Annotated in this window: 18 protein-coding genes and 3 tRNA genes; 17 read left to right on the forward strand and 4 right to left on the reverse strand. The window is 71.8% G+C overall.

The features are described from left to right. Window positions 1-54: 54 nt before the first annotated feature. Window positions 55-1251 carry a diacylglycerol kinase family protein gene (locus J3P30_RS06240; RefSeq protein WP_210480080.1) on the reverse strand — a complete coding sequence of 399 codons (1197 nt, stop codon included), beginning with the start codon at window positions 1249-1251 and terminating at the stop codon, window positions 55-57. A gap of 85 nt (window positions 1252-1336) precedes the next feature. On the opposite strand from J3P30_RS06240, the gene serS reads away from it, so the two are divergent. The 3 genes from serS to J3P30_RS06255 all read left to right on the forward strand — a co-directional run bounded on the left by serS (window position 1337) and on the right by J3P30_RS06255 (window position 3688). After that, a complete protein-coding gene (gene serS, locus J3P30_RS06245; protein WP_210480081.1) occupies window positions 1337-2605 on the forward strand; it encodes a serine--tRNA ligase in 1269 nt (422 codons plus the stop codon). Then, entirely contained in the window at window positions 2602-3429 is an 828-nt protein-coding gene (locus J3P30_RS06250; RefSeq protein WP_210480082.1) for an HAD family hydrolase, read from the forward strand. Before serS ends, J3P30_RS06250 begins: the two co-directional genes overlap by 4 nt. A gap of 174 nt (window positions 3430-3603) precedes the next feature. Beyond that, window positions 3604-3688, forward strand: a tRNA-Ser gene (locus tag J3P30_RS06255). A 9-nt stretch (window positions 3689-3697) separates the two neighbouring features. On the opposite strand, the gene J3P30_RS06260 is transcribed toward J3P30_RS06255, so the two are convergent. Further along, window positions 3698-3880 carry a hypothetical protein gene (locus J3P30_RS06260; RefSeq protein ID WP_210480083.1) on the reverse strand — a complete coding sequence of 61 codons (183 nt, stop codon included), beginning with the start codon at window positions 3878-3880 and terminating at the stop codon, window positions 3698-3700. 189 nt (window positions 3881-4069) lie between these two features. Continuing rightward, the gene (locus J3P30_RS15385; RefSeq protein WP_282593726.1) at window positions 4070-4195 is read right to left on the reverse strand and encodes a hypothetical protein; all 126 of its coding nucleotides are present in this window, start codon (window positions 4193-4195) and stop codon (window positions 4070-4072) included. Window positions 4196-4890: 695 nt separating this feature from the next. Between J3P30_RS15385 and J3P30_RS06265 the strand changes: the two genes are divergently transcribed. The 7 genes from J3P30_RS06265 (at window position 4891) to J3P30_RS06295 (ending at window position 10712) form a co-directional block, all read left to right on the forward strand. After that, complete coding sequence (locus J3P30_RS06265; protein WP_210480084.1) at window positions 4891-6312, forward strand: serine hydrolase; 1422 nt, start codon at window positions 4891-4893, stop codon at window positions 6310-6312. Window positions 6313-6762: 450 nt separating this feature from the next. Continuing rightward, complete coding sequence (locus J3P30_RS06270; protein ID WP_307807419.1) at window positions 6763-8070, forward strand: LCP family protein; 1308 nt, start codon at window positions 6763-6765, stop codon at window positions 8068-8070. A gap of 71 nt (window positions 8071-8141) precedes the next feature. Next, window positions 8142-8231 (forward strand) — tRNA-Ser (locus J3P30_RS06275). A 26-nt stretch (window positions 8232-8257) separates the two neighbouring features. After that, a tRNA-Arg gene (locus J3P30_RS06280) sits at window positions 8258-8330 on the forward strand. A 168-nt stretch (window positions 8331-8498) separates the two neighbouring features. Further along, window positions 8499-9104, forward strand: a complete 606-nt coding sequence (locus tag J3P30_RS06285; protein ID WP_210480086.1) for a helix-turn-helix domain-containing protein — start codon at window positions 8499-8501, stop codon at window positions 9102-9104. Further along, entirely contained in the window at window positions 9097-9819 is a 723-nt protein-coding gene (locus tag J3P30_RS06290; RefSeq protein ID WP_210480087.1) for a B3/4 domain-containing protein, read from the forward strand. Before J3P30_RS06285 ends, J3P30_RS06290 begins: the two co-directional genes overlap by 8 nt. After that, window positions 9816-10712, forward strand: a complete 897-nt coding sequence (locus tag J3P30_RS06295; RefSeq protein WP_246852724.1) for a DMT family transporter — start codon at window positions 9816-9818, stop codon at window positions 10710-10712. Before J3P30_RS06290 ends, J3P30_RS06295 begins: the two co-directional genes overlap by 4 nt. 1 nt (window position 10713) lies before the next feature. Here the strand turns inward: J3P30_RS06295 and J3P30_RS06300 are convergent, their stop codons facing one another. Further along, window positions 10714-10929, reverse strand: coding sequence for a dodecin (locus tag J3P30_RS06300; protein ID WP_210480088.1), 216 nt, complete (start codon window positions 10927-10929; stop codon window positions 10714-10716). 278 nt (window positions 10930-11207) lie between these two features. Here J3P30_RS06300 and J3P30_RS06305 point away from each other — a divergent pair, with 278 nt between their 5' ends. The 7 genes from J3P30_RS06305 (at window position 11208) to J3P30_RS06335 (ending at window position 17897) form a co-directional block, all read left to right on the forward strand. After that, complete coding sequence (locus tag J3P30_RS06305; protein ID WP_210480089.1) at window positions 11208-11792, forward strand: TetR/AcrR family transcriptional regulator; 585 nt, start codon at window positions 11208-11210, stop codon at window positions 11790-11792. Between the two features lie 221 nt (window positions 11793-12013). After that, window positions 12014-12760: an ABC transporter ATP-binding protein gene (locus tag J3P30_RS06310; RefSeq protein ID WP_307807420.1), complete on the forward strand. Its 747-nt coding sequence runs from the start codon at window positions 12014-12016 to the stop codon at window positions 12758-12760. Next, entirely contained in the window at window positions 12757-13506 is a 750-nt protein-coding gene (locus J3P30_RS06315) for an ABC transporter permease (RefSeq protein WP_210480091.1), read from the forward strand. Before J3P30_RS06310 ends, J3P30_RS06315 begins: the two co-directional genes overlap by 4 nt. Beyond that, window positions 13503-14258 (forward strand): ABC transporter permease, encoded by a 756-nt coding sequence (locus tag J3P30_RS06320; protein WP_210480092.1) that lies wholly within the window; start codon window positions 13503-13505, stop codon window positions 14256-14258. The genes J3P30_RS06315 and J3P30_RS06320 overlap by 4 nt, the downstream gene beginning before the upstream one ends. Before the next feature lie 86 nt (window positions 14259-14344). Continuing rightward, window positions 14345-15409 (forward strand): ABC transporter substrate-binding protein, encoded by a 1065-nt coding sequence (locus J3P30_RS06325; protein WP_210480093.1) that lies wholly within the window; start codon window positions 14345-14347, stop codon window positions 15407-15409. 23 nt (window positions 15410-15432) lie between these two features. Further along, window positions 15433-16476, forward strand: coding sequence for an adenosine deaminase (gene add / locus J3P30_RS06330; protein WP_210480094.1), 1044 nt, complete (start codon window positions 15433-15435; stop codon window positions 16474-16476). After that, complete coding sequence (locus J3P30_RS06335) at window positions 16473-17897, forward strand: NtaA/DmoA family FMN-dependent monooxygenase (RefSeq protein WP_210480095.1); 1425 nt, start codon at window positions 16473-16475, stop codon at window positions 17895-17897. The genes add and J3P30_RS06335 overlap by 4 nt, the downstream gene beginning before the upstream one ends. Window positions 17898-17993 lie beyond the last annotated feature (96 nt).

Consider the following 17993-nt stretch of genomic DNA (forward strand, 5'->3'; position numbering starts at 1 on the left):
GTACGCCGGCGTTGCCCGCACGTGCCGGTCAGCCGCCGAGGCCCGACCGCCGGGTCAGGCGGCGTCCGGATCCTCCTCCGGCGGCACTCCGACGGGAGTGCCGATCTGCTCCTCGGGCACCACGGCGTCCGCCGGATCGATCGCGGTGACCTCCGGCGGCAGGACGGCCTGCTCGGCAGCGGTCGCGCCCATCTCGGTGCGCTCGGAGGCGGGGAGCCGGTCGGCCTCGGCCTGCGGGATCTTGACGGTGAGGGCGAGCGGGTCGACGAAGGCCTTCAGCGCCGCCGCCTCGCCGAACGTGTCGCCGTCGAGCTCGAAGACGACGGGCCGCTCCGGGCGCAGGATGATCTCCTTGCCCTTCAGGTAGCTGAGGGCACGCACTTCCCGGCTCAGGTTGTTGAGCAGCTTCCGGCCCACCGTGCTGCGGCGCAGGACGCCGTTCTCCCAGACGATCTTCACCCAGATCTGGATCCAGCCGAAGAGTCCCTGCGGGCGGAGGGCGACGATGTCGAAGAGGCCGTCGTCGACCGCCGCCTCCGGGAGCAGCAGGATGTTGGCGGGCAGGGATCCGCAGTTGCCGATCATCAGGGTGTGCACGCGGAGGTTGCGCGGCGGTGCACCGTCGAGCTGGAAGCGGAGCCGGGTGTTGTTGTCGCCCTTGAGGGACTTCCGGATGGCGTCGACGTAGGCGAGCCAGCCCACCTTCTTCTTCAGCTCGGTGTCGGTGTTCTCGATCATCTGGGCGTCGAGACCGATGCCGGCCATGACGAGGAAGACCAGGCGGTCGCGGGATCCGTCCGGTCGCCGCACCTCGACGACGCCGAGGTCGATCTCGCGGTCGGTGCCCTCGAAGCCGGTCGCGACGGCGTCGTCCAGGTTGCCGAGCGTGAGGTTCAGGTTGCGGGCCAGCAGGTTGCCCGTGCCGGAGGGCAGCAGGGCGATGGGCACGCCCGAGTCGCGGAGGCCCTCGGCCACCGCGCGCACGGTCCCGTCACCGCCCGCTGCGAGCACCACGTCGGCGCCGTCCCGGACGGCCTGCTCGGTCTGGCCCTTCCCCGGGTCCTCTTCGCTGGTCTCGTACCAGCGCGACTCGCCCCACCCGGCCGCCGCTGCGGCGGCGTCGACGGACGCGCGGAGCGTCGGGAGGTCGACCTTGATCGGGTTGTAGACGACGGCGGCCGCCTTCGTCCGGGTCCCTGCGTCGGCGGTTCCCGTCGCGCTGCCTGCCGTGTCGGTCGCGCTGCCATCCATCGGGCCAATGTAGCGAACCGGCCCGTGAATCCGCCGGGGTTGACGGTGCGAAGGGCCCTCCGATGCCGCGATTAGGCTGGTCCGCGTGATCGACCCCCAGCTTCTGCGCGAAGATCCCGACACGATCCGCCGCTCGCAGGAGGCCCGGGGCGCGTCCGTCGGCATCGTCGACCAGGCGATCGAGGCGGAGGCCGCGCGCCGCTCCGCGATCAGCGAGTTCGAGCGCCTCAGGGCCGAGCAGAACGCCCTCGGGAAGCGGGTGGCGTCGGCGCCCAAGGAGGAGAAGGCCGCGCTGGTCGCCCAGGCGCAGGATCTCGCGGCGGGAGTCAAGGCAGCGCAGCAGGCGGCGGGCGACGCGGAGCGGCACTTCACCGACCTCACCCGGTCCATCGCGAACGTCGTCCTGGACGGCGTTCCCGCCGGCGGCGAGGACGACTTCGTGGTGCTCCGCGAGGTGGGGGAGAAGCCCGAGTTCGGCTTCGAGGCGAAGGACCACCTCGTGATCGGGGAGGGCCTCGACGCGATCGACATGGCGCGCGGCGCGAAGGTGTCCGGCGCCCGCTTCTACTTCCTGAAGGGCGTCGGCGCCCGGCTGGAGCTCGCGCTCATGTCGCTGGGTCTCGACCGGGCGCTCGAAGCCGGCTTCACCCCCGTGATCCCGCCGACCCTCGTCAAGCCGGAGATCATGGAGGGCACCGGGTTCCTCGGCGAGCACGCCGAGGAGGTCTACTACCTCCCCGCGGACGAGCTGTACCTCGTCGGCACCAGCGAGGTCCCTCTGGCCGGACTGCACTCGAACGAGATCGTCGACCTCTCGGCCGGCCCCCTCCGCTACGCGGGCTGGTCGACCTGCTACCGCCGCGAGGCCGGGTCCTACGGCAAGGACACCCGCGGCATCATCCGCGTGCACCAGTTCAACAAGCTCGAGATGTTCGTCTACACGACCCCGGAGGACGCCGAGGCGGAGCACGAGCGGCTCGTCGGCTGGCAGGAGGGAATGCTCCAGGCGCTCGGCCTCAGCTACCGGGTGATCGACGTGGCCGCGGGGGACCTCGGCACGAGCGCGGCCCGGAAGTTCGACGTCGAGGCCTGGGTGCCCACGCAGAACGCGTACCGCGAGCTGACGTCCACCTCGAACTGCACGACGTTCCAGGCGCGCCGGCTCGGCATCCGGAGCCGCGGCGAGGGCGGCACCCGCCCGGTCGCGACCCTCAACGGCACGCTCGCGACGACGCGGTGGATCGTGGCGCTGCTCGAGACGCACCAGCAGGAGGACGGCTCCGTCGTCGTCCCGGAGGCGCTGCGTCCCTACCTCGGCGGGCTGGACGTCCTGCGGCCCGTGACCGGCCGATGAGCGCTCGCCGGGCCGCGTGGCCGTCGGGGAAGCTGCTCGTCGCGCTCGACATCGACGGCACCCTCCTGCACGAGAGCGGCGTGGTGAGCGACGCGGTCTCGCGCGAGGTGCGGCGTGTGGTCGAGGCGGGCCATGAGGTGATGCTCGCCACGGGCCGATCGGTCGCGAGCACGCTGCCGGTCCTCGAGCAGCTCGACATCGCGCCCGAGTACGTCGTGTGCTGCAACGGGGCGATCACGCTCCGTCGCGACCCGGCGGCGCCCTCCGGCTACCGGCGGGAGTACGTGGAGACCTTCAACCCGACCAACGTGCTGACGACGATCCGGTCGCACCTCTCCGGCGGCCGGTACGCCGTCGAGGACGAGACCGGCTTCTACCGCTACCACGGCGACTTCCCCGAGCGAGCGCTCGGCAACGCGAGCCAGCACGTGGAGTTCGAGGACCTGCTGCACACCCGGGCGACGCGGGTCGTGGTCATCTCGCCCGACCACGACGTCGAGGACTTCCTCCAGGTGGTCGAGCGCATGGGGCTGCACCGCGTGAGCTACACCGTCGGCTGGACGGCGTGGCTCGACATCGCACCGGACGGCGTGAACAAGGCCACGGCGCTCGAGCGGGTCCGCCAGACGCTCGGCGTCCCTCGCCACAGCGTGATGGCGGTCGGCGACGGACGCAACGACATCGACATGCTGCACTGGGCCGCGGAGGCGGGCCGCGGCGTCGCGATGGGCCAGGCCCCGCCCGAGGTGCAGGAGGCGGCGTCGGAGCTCACCGGCCCCGTGGCCGAGGACGGCCTGCGCCACGTGCTGTCGACCATCGTCTGAGCGGATCCCTCGACCACGCGCTGCCGCTTCCCGGGCGCCGCTGGAAACGGCAACGCCAACGACGATCGGCAACCCGGCACGGTTGCCCCTTGTCGCGGGCGTTGCCGATCCCCTGGCCGCCGGCCGAGACGCCCTCGGTAGACTCGGCCGGGTCCGGCCCGTGCGGCTGGGCGAGGAGGGCTGTCCGAGCGGCCGATGGAGCTGGTCTTGAAAACCAGTGGGCAGCGATGTCCCGTGGGTTCGAATCCCACGCCCTCCGCACGATGGCTCAGAACGCGCGCGCCGTGCTGGTCCAGACTCCCTGCGGGTCCCAGTAGCCGAACGGGCCGCTCGGCTCCTCCAGGCCCTCCTCGACGGTCCAGTGCCAGCGGTAGTGGGTCTGCAGTCTGCCCAGCTCGACCGCGGCCGCGCAGCGGGTGCACGAGCGCAGATCGCTCCCTCTCATCGTCACGGCCCGAGACTATCGACGGGGTCGGGGCTCGGCGGGAGGCGCTGAGACAGCATCGGGCCCGGGGCGTCAATCCCGTGCAGGGCGGCGGAGCGCCTGCTTACCGTTGCGCTGAGCCCCCGATCCGAGGGCCCCGGATGCGGAGCGATCGTCAGCCACCCCTGGGGCCCTCCTAGTTCGCGGGCTCCGCCGTCACTCCGTCGCGCGGAGCGCCCAGGCTGCCGGGCGCCAGTCGTCCGGAACCGCATGGCCGTTGACGTGTCCGCACCGGTCGCAGGTGTAGCTCACGCTCGGGCTGATGAGGCGGACCTTCGTCACAGACGGGCGCCCTGAAGAGCGCGTCACCTCGTAGCGCTCCTGGCGAGCTGGGCTGAAGTCCTGATAGCTCAGGTACTCGTCCGTCTTGCATCGAGGACACGTCGGCATCATGGGCCAGGAGAGTAGCCACACGGGTCACGGCGCCGCGAGGCGGCACGCGCATCGTCACACCGAGTTAACGCAACCGCGAAGACGACGCGGTCCGGAGGCACAAAAGTGAGAGGGTGCTCGGGATTGGGGCGCGTGCCGGAGGAGGAAACCCGTTACCCTCGTTCTGGGCGTCGCCGGAGGTCGGATCTCGGGTGGCTCGATCTCCGCTGCCGGCGCCCCGTCCCTGCCGCGTCCGGATCTTCGGGGGAAGTCCGGTGCCGCGGGCGGGAGTTCCGCTGCCGAGTGCAGATGGAGAGCCCCAGGTCGCAATCGGGGGGAGATGCGGCCTGGGGCTCTCTGGAAGTGGACGGGCCGGCTGGGGGGTTCCGGTGGGGGTCCCGTCCGCTTCGGGGCTTACTGGTCCAGGTTAGGGGCCCTGCCCCACCTGCAGTGGGGGCTACGCTTTCCGCACCGCTTCCGCTATAGTCCCGCCGCGTTTCGCCGCCACCGCGACGGATCGCGTCGTCCGGACTTGCGATGCCGTGCGTGCGGACCCGAGCTCCGCGTGCCCCACCGGACCGCGGATCTCCGAGTAGCGTCGGTGCGTGGCCGTTCCGCTCCCCTCCGCATCCCCCAGCAGCCAGGGCGTCGACGCCCGCGGCATCGAGGCGTTCCTCGACGCGCTCGAGTCGGACCCGCGCATCGAGCCGCACAGCATCATGCTGCTCCGGCACGGACGCGTGGTCGCGTCCGGCTGGTGGTCGCCGTTCACCGAGGACCGCCCGCACCTGCTGTACTCCCTCAGCAAGACGTTCACCGCCACGGCCCTCGGCTTCGCGGTCGCGGAGGGACTGGTCACCCTCGACGACCTCGTCGTGGACCACTTCCCCGAGTTCGCCGACGAAATCACCACCCCGCGAGCGCGCGCGATCCGCATCCGTCACCTCGCCGCGATGGCGAGCGGCCACACGCAGGACATGGTGGGCCCCGCGACGGAGACGGACCCGGACGAGCCCGTCCGCGGCTTCCTCCTGCACGAGCCGGAGCAGGAGCCGGGCACGGTCTTCGCCTACAACCAGCCGGCCACCTACACGGTCGCCGCGATCATCCAGCGAAGGGCTGGGACCGATCTGGTCGGCTACCTGCGCCCGCGCCTGCTCGACCCGCTGGGCATCGATCCCGTGAGCTGGCAGGAGCACCCGAAGGGCCGCTCGCTCGGCTTCACGGGGCTGTTCGCCAGCACGGACGCCGTTGCGAAGCTCGGCCAGCTATACCTCGACGAGGGGCGCTGGAAGGGCGAGCAGCTGCTGCCCGAGGGGTGGGCGGAGGAGGTGCGCACCCGACGCGTGGACACCGACTGGGACGCCGACCCGGACTGGCGCCGCGGCTATGGATTCCAGGTCTGGCACGCCCGCCACGGCTACCGGGGAGACGGGGCCTTCGGCCAGTTCTGCGTGATCCTGCCCGAGCAGGACGCCGTGCTCGCCACCACCGCGTCGACCCAGGCGATGCAGGCCGTGCTCGACGCGGCGTGGGAGCACCTGCTGCCGGCGCTGGGGAACGGAGGGGACCCCGACGCCGATGCCCGGCTGGTGGACCGACTGGCGGGCCTCCGCCTCCCTGCGCCCGGCGGATCCGACGACCAGCCGGGAGACGACGCGGTGGGACGCTACGCCCCGGTGACCCCTGCGGAGGGACCGAGCCTCGAGTCGGTCGAGCTGCTGCGCAGCGGCGGGGTGTGGAGCATCGAGCTGAACGACGGCTACGGCGGGACGGTGGCCGCCCCCGTCGCGGGTGACGGCTGGACGGTCAGCGAGGAGGACGGGCATCCCGTCGTCGCAGTGGCGGGCAGGTGGCAGAACGGGCGGATGGCGGTGTCCGTGCTCTTCCTCGAGTCGCCGCACCGTCTCGAGCTCGACCTCGACCCCTCCCGCCGCACGGCGGGCCTGCGATGGGTCCCGGCGCCGCTTGTCGCGCTCGGGCGGCCCGGCTTCACGAGCGTGCGGGCGCCGCGTCCCCTGCGCTGAGGCCCGGACCCCGGCGCGTCAGCGCAGGGGACGGGCCGGGCCAGCTAGGCGGCGGCTGCGGGTCTAGCGTCCTGACACGGGAGGCACCACCACTCGCCTTCGAGCGCGAGCATCGGTTCGGAGCAGGTGGGGCAGTCCCGGATCGCCAGGTCCGTGGCCTCGTTCATGCGAGAAGCCTGAGCGATGCGAGGCCTGTGGAATAGTGCTTGACCGGGAGCGATCCCATGTGATGGCCAGGCGGTGGTGCCGAGCGGTGCGCCGGCGGATCCAGGATCTTCCGTACGCGGTCCGAGAACGGCGGTGCGGTTGCCGGTGTTCGGGGAGCCGGGTACCGTACCCTTCCCTTTCAGGAGGAATCAAGCCGGCTCCTCCATGATCCGTGTCCGCGGGGGCGTCGCACGGGTCTGGAGCAGGTGTCGCCGCACCGAACCCGAGCCCGAGGGGAGTTCAGTGAGCGGATCACGCCGCAGCGCGCACGCCGCTGGAGTCCGCCCTGTCGCCCGCCACGGTCGCCTCCGCAAGCCCAGCATCGCCATGCGGCTCGTCAAGTTCTTCGGGATCGCGGTCACGGTGGTGGTGGTGAGCGCTCTCGCCGTCGGCGGCATCGCCGCCTGGGACATCGGCCGCCAGGTCCGCACCGTCCACCTCGACAACGAGGACGCCGTCGGCGACCTCCCCGAGATCAGCGCCATCGACGGCGGCGTGAACCTGCTCCTCATCGGCAGCGACAGCCGCGCGAACTCGACCTACTCCTACGGCGAGGATCCGGAGAGCGAGCTCAACGACGTCAACATCTTGCTCCACATCTCGCAGGACCACTCGAACGCCGTGGCGATCAGCTTCCCCCGGGACCTCTACGTCGAGATCCCGGAGTGCGACGACGGCGACGGCGGCACGAACGGGCCCGTGCGCAGCGCCCGGATCAACACGGCCCTGCTGACCGGGGGAGGATCCGCGAAGGCGGGCCTCGCCTGCGCCGTGAAGACGGTCGAGAACCTCACCGGGCTGACGATCCCGTTCGCCGCGGAGATCAGCTTCGACGGCGTCATCGAGATGTCGAACGCGATCGGAGGCGTCCCCGTCTGCGTCGCCCAGCCCATCGAGGACGAGCACACCGAGCTCTTCCTCCCTGCCGGCACCCACGAGCTGGAGGGCATGGACGCCCTCAAGTTCCTCCGGACCCGGTACGGAGTCGGCGACGGCAGCGACATCACGCGCATCAGCTCGCAGCAGGTCTTCCTGTCGTCCCTCGTGCGCAAGGTGAAGAGCTCGTCCACGCTCACCGACGTGACCAAGCTCTACGGGCTGGCGGGCGCAGCGGTCCGCAACATGACCTTCTCGGAGTCCCTCAACAGCGTCGACACGATGGTGCAGATCGCGAAGGCTCTGGCCCCGATCGACCTCGACAAGATCGTGTTCGTCCAGTACCCGACCTACTACGCCTCCGACGGCGTCGGACTCCTCCCCAACGAGGGGCCGGCGACCGCTCTGATGACCGCGGTGCTCAACGACCAGGCGATCGTCCTGAGCCCGCCCAGCGGGGACCAGCGCAGCGGCTCCGTCGCGGCGCCCGGCTCGGAAGCGCCTGCCCCCGTGGAGACGGCGCCGCCTGCCGAGGAGACCCCGGCCGCGCCCGGCGAGACCGCCCCCGTGCCGACGCCCACCGAGACGCCCGTCGCCCAGCTTCCCGGGGAGGTGCTCGGTCAGTCCGCCGCTCAGGAGACCTGCTCGGTCGGGCGCACGCTCGCCGACCAGTAGCGGTGACGGGAGCCGTCCGGGAGAGGCGGTCACGGAGGGCCCGGGTAGCGGCTATGCTTGCTGAGGCCACTGGAGACGTCGCATAGTCCGGTCGAGTGCACCACCCTGCTAAGGTGGAGAGGGGTTTGACCCCTCCGTGGGTTCAAATCCCACCGTCTCCGCGATCGTCGCAGTTCCCCAGGAACATGCGCCCGTAGCTCAACGGATAGAGCATCTGACTACGGATCAGAAGGTTGGGGGTTCGAGTCCCTCCGGGCGCGCAGAAGGAAAGAGAGCGGTACCGACAGGTGCCGCTCTCTTTTCGTTTCCTCGCTCGCCATTTCCTGCCGCGCTCCCGCCCTCCGACCGGTGGGTACTGCGAGTACGTGCATCGAGAGGACTCTGCGCTCGGGGCGTCTGTGCACTTGCGGTGCAGTATCGTGCACTGGGTGGACGCAACGACCTCAGCACTTGCCGCGGCGATCGGCGCTCGCGTGCGGCAGGAGCGGCAGACCCGGCGCTGGACGCTCGACCAGCTCGCGCACGCCGCCGGAGTGAGCCGGCGCATGCTCGTGAATGTCGAGCAGGGAGCCGCGAACCCCAGCGTCGGCACTCTGCTTCGGATCGCCGACGCCCTCGGCCTGGCGCTGCCGGCGCTCGTTGAGCGGCCGCAGCCGCGGCCGGTGCAGGTGACGCGGTCCGGGGAGGGCGCCGTGCTGTGGAGCAGCGATCCCGGCGGGCGCGGGGTGCTCGTGGCGAGCGCGGAGACCCCGGACGTCGTCGAGCTGTGGGACTGGACCCTCGCACCCGGCGACGTGCATCCGGGCGACCCTCACGCATCCGGGACTCGCGAGCTCCTGCAGGTCCTGTCCGGCACGCTCATCGTCGAGGCAGCCGGCCAGTCGGTCACCCTCGAGGCGGGAGACGCGCTGGCCTTTGCGGGCGACGTCCCCCACTCCTACGGGAATCCGGGCTCGCAGCCCGTCCGCTTCTCCCTCGCCGTGTTCGAGCCGGCGGTCGGCTCCTCGAGCCGCTCGGGAGGATCCGATGCCTGACCTCGACCTGTCGGCGGAGTTCCTCGCCGGCGCCCACGTCGACCCTGCAGTGTTCGCGCTGCGGCCCGACTACCGTGCGATGCTCATAGCCGTCGACGGGATCCGGCCGGGGCCGAGCGACTCGGGGAGCGATGCCCTGCTCACGGCGGCCGAGGCCGCGGCTCGCGATGCGCTCCGGGAGGTGCCGGTGGAGGAGCTCCCGCACGTCGCGGCGTGGCGGGAGGCGTATCGGGCGTTCGGCGCGAAGCCGCAGCGCACGCGGAACAGCCTCGAGGCGCTCCTGCGCCGCGCGGCCACCGGGCTGCCGCGCGTTAACCGGCTGACGGACATCTACAACGCGGTGTCGGTGGTGCACCGGGTGCCGCTCGGCGGGGAGGACCTCGCACGCTACGCCGGGTTCCCGCGGCTGATCCGCGCCGCCGGGCAGGAGCCGTTCGCGGTGGGCGACGGGATGGACGTGGTCGAGCATCCGGATCCTGGCGAGGTCGTGTGGTGCGACGACGCCGGCGTCACCTGTCGACGGTGGAACTGGCGCCAGTCGCGCCGCACGCAACTCCGCGACGAGACGACCGCGGCCCTGTTCATCCTGGACGCGCTCGAACCCCTCACCGACCACGCGCTCGACGCGGCTGCCGAGGACCTGACCGCGCACGTGATGCGCCTCGGCCCGGACGTCACGGTCGAGCGCCGCCTCCTTCGAGGGGAGGAGCGATGACGGCCCCGGCCCGCGTCGCCGTTCCGCCCTGGGCGCTGGCGGTCGCCGCGATGCTGTCGGTGCAGCTGGGATCCGCGCTGTCCGTCGGACTCATCTCCTCGGTGGGCCCTGCCGGCACCGCCTGGCTCCGTCTCACGATGGGGGCGCTCCTCTTCCTGGTCCTCGCACGGCCACCGCTGCGCTCCATCCGTCGGCACGACGTGCCCGTGCTGCTCGGCCTCGGCGTCACCACCGGCGTGATGACCATCTCCTTCCTCTCGGCGCTCGAGCGCATCCCGCTCGGGACCGCGGTCGCCATCGAGTTCCTCGGTCCCCTGACCGTCGCTGCGGTTCGCAGCCACTCCGTCCGGGCGCTCGCCTGGCCGGCGCTCGCGCTCGGCGGTGTCGTGCTGCTCACGGAGCCCTGGCAGGGCGCCATCGACCTCGTCGGCATCGGGTTCGCGGCGCTCGGGGCGCTGTGCTGGGCCGTCTACATCCTCCTGACACAGAGAGTGGGCGACCGCTTCACCGGCATCGGCGCGCTCGCGCTGACGATCCCGGTCGCGGCCGCCACCACCGCGATCGTCGGGCTGCCGCAGGCCGCCGGACACGTGACGCCCGGCATCCTCGCAGCCGCCGCGGGACTCGCGATCCTGCTTCCCGTCCTGCCGTTCGCGCTGGAGATGCTCGCGCTGCGGCGCATGACGCCCACCGCGTTCGGAACCCTCATGGCCCTGGAGCCCGCGATCGGGGTGCTCCTCGGCCTGATCGTGCTGCGGCAGACGCCGTCGATCCTGCAGCTCGCGGGCATCCTTCTGGTCGTCCTCGCCGGGGCGGCCGCGCAGCGCGGCGGCCGTCGTGCTCCAGCGAGCGAGCGCGGCGGAGCGCTCGCCCAGGTCGACCTCACCGGCTAGGTCAAGCGGGCTCCTCGAGCCGGAAGCCCACCTTCATCGTCACCTGGAAGTGGGCGACCTCCCCGCCCTCGATCGCCCCGCGCTGCGAGATCACCTCGTACCAGTCGAGATGGCGGATCGTCTCCGACGCCCGCTGAATGGCGTTCCGGATGGCGGCATCGGTGCTCTCGGGCGACGTGCCGACGATCTCGGTGACTCGGTACGTGTGGTTGACCATGACCGCCCCTTCGGATCGGAGGCGGCCGGTGCCGCCGGAACCGACGGTAGTGCGCCGCTGCGCCGCCGTGAAGAGGCGCTGCGGCCTCGCCGCCTCAGTCGGCGTGCTCGCCGAGGCGCACGGTGGTGCTCAGCCGGCGGATGGCGAAGTTCCGTCCGCAGCCCGCGCTGTTCACCATCGTGCGGGAATACCACCTGACCAGCACCGCCGGGTAGCGGGCGGGCGCCCGCGGGCCCCGGGACCGACGGTTCCGGGGCCCTCGCGCGTACGCTCGACCGGTGCACGTTCCCGCCGAGCCGAAGCCGGAGGCACGCCGGCTCCTCGCCCTCGTCACCGACTACATGCTCGAGCACGGGGTCGGCGCGACGACCCTGAGCGGGATGGCCCGTGCGATCGGCTCGAACAACCGGATGCTCCTCTACTACTTCGGCTCGAAGGAGGCCCTGCTCGGGCTCGCCATGGTGGAGGCCTACGGGCGCTTCCCCTCTCTGAGCGGGCTCATGGCGGGCCTGCGGGAGGGCGAGGACATTGAGGAGCGACTGCGGTGGGGGTGGCGGAAGATCGCCGACGAGGAGAACCGGCCGTTCCTGAGGCTCCTGTTCGAGCTCTACGGAGTCGCCGCGCGGATGCCGCAGCGGCACCGCGAGTTCTTCGAGCAGGTCTCGCGGGAGTGGCCGCCGGAGCTCGCGGCCGTGCTGCGGCAGCGCGGCTTCGACGCGGGGCGGGCCGAGTCCCTCGCCGTGCAGATCCTGGCCCTGTGGCGTGGTCTGCAGCTCGCGCTCCTCGCCGGCGAGCCGCCCGCGACGCTCGCGCACGCGCACGACTCCGCGGTGGCGGCGCTTCTCTCCGGCGCTCGGGACTGACCGACCGCACGGCTCCAGGAGGCGAAACACGATCCGTACGGCGGTGAAACCGTGAGGAAACAACCCGTCCGTACGGTGTGAATCGAGCGGTTCAAAGGGGATCTGCGATCCGTCCCCTACGAGAGGCGCCGTCCATGACCTCCACCGCTGTCCGCTCCCCGCAGCGTCTCCCCATCGACCGGCCTGCCCCGGTTACGGGAAGCGGCATTGCCCTCCGGGGCGTGAGCAAGGAGTACCCGCTCAAGCGGAAGACCTCGCTCCGCGCCCTCGACGGTCTCGACCTGGAGGTCGCCCCCGGCGAGTTCGTCGCCCTGCTCGGCCCCTCGGGGTGCGGCAAGTCCACCGTCCTCCGGCTCGTGGCCGGCCTCGAGGAGGCGTCCGCGGGTGCGGTCGACGTCGAGGGCCGGCCCCCTGCGCAGCTGGCGCGGGAGCACCGCCTCGGCGTCGCGTTCCAGGAGCACGCGCTGCTGCCCTGGGCGTCCATCCGCAGCAACGTGGCGCTGCCCTTCCAGGTCGCCGGTCGCCCGGTCGACGACCGGCGGGTGGACGACCTGCTGCGGCTCGTCGGGCTCGGCGGCTTCGAGAACGCCCGCCCGAAGCAGCTGTCGGGAGGGATGCGCCAGCGCGCCGCGATCGCCCGGGCGCTCGCCCTCGATCCCGATGTGCTGCTCCTCGACGAGCCCTTCGGCGCGCTCGACGCCGTCACCCGGCGCCGGATGAACGCGGAGCTCGCGCGGATCTGGTCCGAGCAGCAGATCACCACGCTGCTCGTCACCCACGACGTCGACGAGGCGGTGCTGCTCGCCGACCGCATCGTCGTCATGACGGGACGCCCCGGCCGGGTGCGATACACCTGCACCGTCGACATCCCGCGTCCCCGCGGCGCCGACGTCACGCGCACCCCGGAGTTCCACGGCCTCGTCGACACCCTCACCGCCATGCTGGACTCCGCGGACGAGACGGCATGAGAGGCAGCGCTCTGCGGCGCCTCTACCCGGTGCTCGGCGTCATCGCCCTCGTCGTCCTCGTCGAGGTCGTCGGACGGTTCGAGCTCGCGGGCAAGAGCTGGCCGCCGCTCACCGAGGTCCTCGCCTCGCTGGGACAGCCCGGACGACTGGATCTCGTCCTCCGGTCCCTCGGCGCCACGGCCGTGGCAGCCGCCGCCGGTCTCGTCCTCGGAACCGTCCTCGCGACCGCGGGGGCGGCGCTGGGACTGCTCGTGCCGGTCGCTCGGCCCGGGATGGACCGTCTCGCGGCGATCCTCAACGCCGTCCCCCTCATCGCGCTGGCGCCGCTGCTCATCATGACCGTCGGGCGCGAGGGCACTCCCACCGTGATCGCCGCGCTCGGCGTCGGCTTCGTCATGTTCGTCGCCCTCAGCTCCGGACTGCTCGCCGCCTCGCGGACGCACCAGGACGTCTTCACGGTGCTGGGCGCGGCCCGCCTGACCCGGCTGCGGCGCCTCCAGTTCCCGGCCGCCCTCCCCTACTTCCTCGACGGACTCGCCCTCGCCGGCCCGACCGCCGTGCTGGGAGCCACGATCGGCGAGTGGTTCGGGGCCCCCTCCGGCCTCGGCGTGCTGATCGTGAGCGCGATGCAGAACTTCCAGATCCCGCTGCTGTGGTCCGCCGCGCTGTCGGCGACCCTCCTCTCGCTCCTCGCGTACGTCCTGTTCTCCCGCGTCCAGGTCCTCGCCGCCCGGAGGTTCGCATGACCGCCGCCCGCTCCGTCCTCACCGGGCTCCTGCACTACTGGCCGCTCGCCCTGATCGTCGTGCTCTGGGACCTCTGGGTCGTGGTGAACGGCTACACCGAGACCGTCGCTCCTCGCCCGTGGGCGGTCTTCGCCGACGTAGGAGCCAATGTCGGGGAGTACGTGCCGGATCTGGCATACACGCTCGTCATGTCGCTCGCGGGCCTCGGCCTCGGCACCCTGGCGGCGCTCATCGCCGGGATCGGCGTCTGGCGCAGCGCGGCGATCTCGGGGGTCGTCACGCCCGCCGCGCTCGTCCTGCGGTCGGTGCCCGTCACCGCGATGATCCCGGTGATCGCGCGGCTGCTGGGCTACAACGACTCGACCGTGCTCGCCATCACCGCGATCATCTGCTTCTTCCCCGTGTTCGTGTTCACGGTGTCCGGGCTGGCCTCGGCCTCGCAGAGCGGGAGGGACCTGTTCGCGGTGCTCGGCGCGAGCACCGCGACGACGCTCCGCCGCCTCCACCTGCTGACCGCGGTCCCCAGCATCATGGTCGCGATCCGGATCACCGCTCCGACCGCGGTGCTCGCCGCGATGCTCGCGGAGTTCCTCATCGGCGCCCACGGGCTCGGCCACCTGTTCAGCACCGCGCGCAGCTACATGGAGATGGACCGGGCCTGGGGTACCGCCGTGGTCGCCACCGCCCTCTCGGTCCTCACCTTCGTCGGCGCGCGCGCCCTCGAACGCGCCGTCGTCGCCCGGGTGACCTGACCTCCCGTCCTTCCGACCCACCGCCGCGCCATCCGGAGCGGCCGGTGCCCCCTGCCCCGCACCTCCCCAACACCGAAGGAGACACCTTGACTCACCGATCCCGATCCGTCCGCAGGATGGCCGCAGCCGGCGCCGCGCTCGCCCTCGCCGGCGGACTCTCCGCCTGCTCCTCCGCCTCCACCTCCGCGAGCGACGCCTCGGGCGAGGAGCTGACCACCCTGCGGGTCGCCCTCGGCTGGATCACGAACGTCGAGTGGGCGGGCTTCTGGATCGCCGACGACGCCGGCTACTACGCAGAGGAGGGCCTCGAGATCGAGTGGCTCGCCGGCGGACCCAACGCGCCCACCACCATGGCGAGCGTCGCGGCCGGCGACGCCGACCTCGGCGTCGAGCCGTCGATGCAGAACTGGCTGCAGTCCATTCCGCAGGGCAACGACTTCGTCGGCGTGGGCACGGTGTACCAGGACACGCCCTCCGCCCTGCTCTCCCTGGCCGAGGACCCGGTCGAGTCCGTCGAGGACATGAAGGGCGCGACCATCCTGGGTCAGGAGGGCACCCAGCCGCTCATCGACGCGATGTTCCGGGTCGGCGGCGACGAGCCCGACTACGAGTTCGTCCCGGTCGGCTTCGACGTGGCGCCGCTCGTCGAGGGACAGGGCAAGGCGTACACCGCGTACGCGACCAACCAGCCGATCATGCTCGAGGAGACCTACGGCATGAGCGCCGACGACTACGTCACGCTCACCTATGCCGAGCTCGGGCTGCCGCAGTACGGCAACGTCATCTACGGCGACAGCAGCACCATCGAGGAGCAGTCGGAGGCGATCGAGGGCTTCCTCCGGGCGAGCATCCGCGGCTGGCTGGAGAACGAGGAGGACCCGGACCTCGGCGCGCAGCTGGCGGTCGAGAAGTACGGCGCCGACCTCGGCCTCGACCTCACCCAGCAGACCCGCGAGAACGAGCTGCAGATCCCGTTCCTGCAGAGCGAGCTCACCGAGGAGAAGGGCCTGTTCTGGATCGACCCGGAGCGCCTCGCCGGCCCCATGTACGAGGGGCTGGAAGCCGCCGGCGTGACCGACCTGCCCGAGGTGGAGGACATCCTCGACCTCAGCCTGCTCGAGAAGGTCTACGCGGACGGGCCGCTGTCCTGATGCTCGACGGAAGGAACACCACCATGACCGATACCGCGATCCAGGCCCCCACGGTCACGCGGGACCTCACCGCGCTGCCGAAGGCGCACCTGCACCTGCACCTCGAGGCCGCGATGCGTCCGGCGACCCTGATCGAGCTCTGCACCGAGATGGGCATCGAGCCGCCGGAGATCTCCGGATTCACCGAGTTCACCGGCTTCGGGCAGGCCTACATGCGCCTGCTGACGGTGCTGTCCGTTCCGGCGAACCTGCGCCGCCTGATCGAGGAGGCCGTCGAGGACGCCGCCCGCGACGGCGTAGTGTACGTCGAGTTCGGGGTGAGCCCCGTGTTCTACGCGGAGTCCTTCGGCTCGGCGGAGGCAGCGCTCGAGGCGATGACCGAGCAGGGCGAGGAGTCCGGGCGGCGCCACGGGGTCGCCGTGGGCCTGATGGTCACGGTCGACCGGACGACCGGGTACGAGCCCTCGATCGAGGCGGCGAAGCTCGCCGCGCGGTACGCGGGCCGCGGGGTCGTCGGGCTCGGCCTCGCCAACGAGGAGCGCGGCTACCCGGCGGAGGACTTCGCGGACGCGTTCGCCATCGCCAAGGAGGCGGGCCTGCTCTCGACTCCGCACGCGGGCGAGCTCGTCGGTCCCGAGTCGGTCTGGAACGCGCTCCGGGTGCTCCAGGCGGACCGCATCCAGCACGGCGTGCGCGCCCTCGAGGATCCCGCGCTCATCCAGGAGCTGGTGGAGAGCCAGGTCTGCCTCGACGTCTGCCCGACCTCGAACGTCCTTCTCGCGGTCGTGCCCGAGATCACGGCCCACCCGCTGCCCGCCCTGCTGGCGGCCGGGGTGCGGTGCTCCATCAACGCGGACGATCCGATCCTGTTCGGTCCCGGTGTGCTCGAGGAGTACGAGGTGTGCCGCAGCGCGCTCGGCCTGACCGACGAGCAGCTGGCGGGGTGCGCCCTCGCGTCGATCGAGAGCTCGGGAGCGCCCGACGCGGTGAAGGAGAGCGCGCGCGAGGGCATCCGCGCCTGGCTGGCCGGCGAGGAGCCGGCGGGGGACCGGGAGGGACGACGATGACGCCGCTGCACTTCGGGGTGTTCGAGGTGATGGGGCCGCAGGTCGGCGGGACGTACAGCTGGGCGCACCCGCTCAGCTCGTCGATCGACTACGCGGACCCGGAGCACTGGATCCGCATCGCGCGCCTGCTCGACGAGGCCGGCTTCGACTTCCTGTTCTTCGCGGACGGGTACGGGTACCCGATCGTGGGCGACGACATCTCGGAGGTCGCCATCCGGAAGGGGATCAACTTCTCCGGCCTCGACCCGATGCTCACGATCCCGCTGCTCGCGCGCGCCACGGAGCGGCTCGGCTTCGTCGTGACCTCCGCGACCGGGCTGGGGCATCCGGTGCAGACCGCCCGCCGGTTCGGCACGCTCGACCACCTCACCCAGGGGCGCATCGGCTGGAACATCGTCACGGGGTCGTCGCAGAACGCGGTGGCCGAGCTGTTCGGGCACCGGCAGATGACGCCGCACGACACCCGGTACGCGATCGCCGAGGAGTACGTGTCCCTCGCCGGCCGCTACTGGGAGCAGGGCTGGGACGACGACGCACTGCTCGCGGATCGCGACCGGGGCGAGTACGCGGACCCGTCGGGCATCCACCGGATCGAGGCGGACGGCGAGCACTACCGGACCTCGGGGTACTTCACGGTGCCGCCGTCGCCCCAGCGCACCCCGGTCCTGTTCCAGGCGGGCACCTCCGGGAAGGGGAAGGAGTTCGCGGGTCGGTACGCCGAGTGCGTCTTCGTCCAGGGCACGACGCCCGAGCTCACCGCGAGGAGCGTGGCCGACATCCGGCGCCAGGCCGAGAGCGAGGGCCGCGACCCGTCCGCGCTGAAGCTCATGGCCGGGCTCACGGTGTCCGTCGCCGCCACCGCGGCGGAGGCGGAGCACCTCCGTGCCGAGTACGAGCGGATGCAGACCGACGAGATCGCGGCGACCCTCTACGCGGGCAACACCGGCATCGACCTCCTCACCCTCGACCCGGACCGCTCGCTGGAGCAGCTGGTCGAGGACGGCCGGGTGGGGCAGATGGGCCAGAGCAACATCGACCGGTTCCGCGGCAGGGGGGACGCTCCGGCCCCCACCGTGCGGGAGATCCTTGCGCAGCTGCGGCCGCGGGGGACCCGGGGATTCCAGGTGGTGGGCGACGGGGAGTCCGTGGCCGACCAGATCGAGGACCTCGCTGCCCGCACCGGCCTCGACGGGTTCCTCATCGAGCCGATCTTCGATCCGCACGACCTGCAGGCCTTCGCGAGCCTGGTCATGCCGGTGCTGAGGGAGCGCGGGCGCATCCCCGAGTCCCCGCGGACCGGAACGCTGCGCGAGCAGCTGGGTCAGGCGTCGCCGCGTCTGGACGAGCGCCATCCCCTGCACCCGGCGGGCCGGGAGAGCCGGCGCGAGAGCGCGACCGAGCGGCGGCTCCGCGTCTCGTAGGCCTGCACGACATCGAGGAGGGGCGTCATCTGCGGATGGCGTCCCTTCGTCGTGCAATGCGCCGCGCGGATGACGGCGGTAGTGTGAATAGTCAGC

Origin of the sequence: Naasia sp. SYSU D00948 (genome assembly GCF_017916515.1) — a bacterium.
In the GTDB taxonomy this organism is placed as follows: Bacteria; Actinomycetota; Actinomycetes; order Actinomycetales; family Microbacteriaceae; genus Naasia.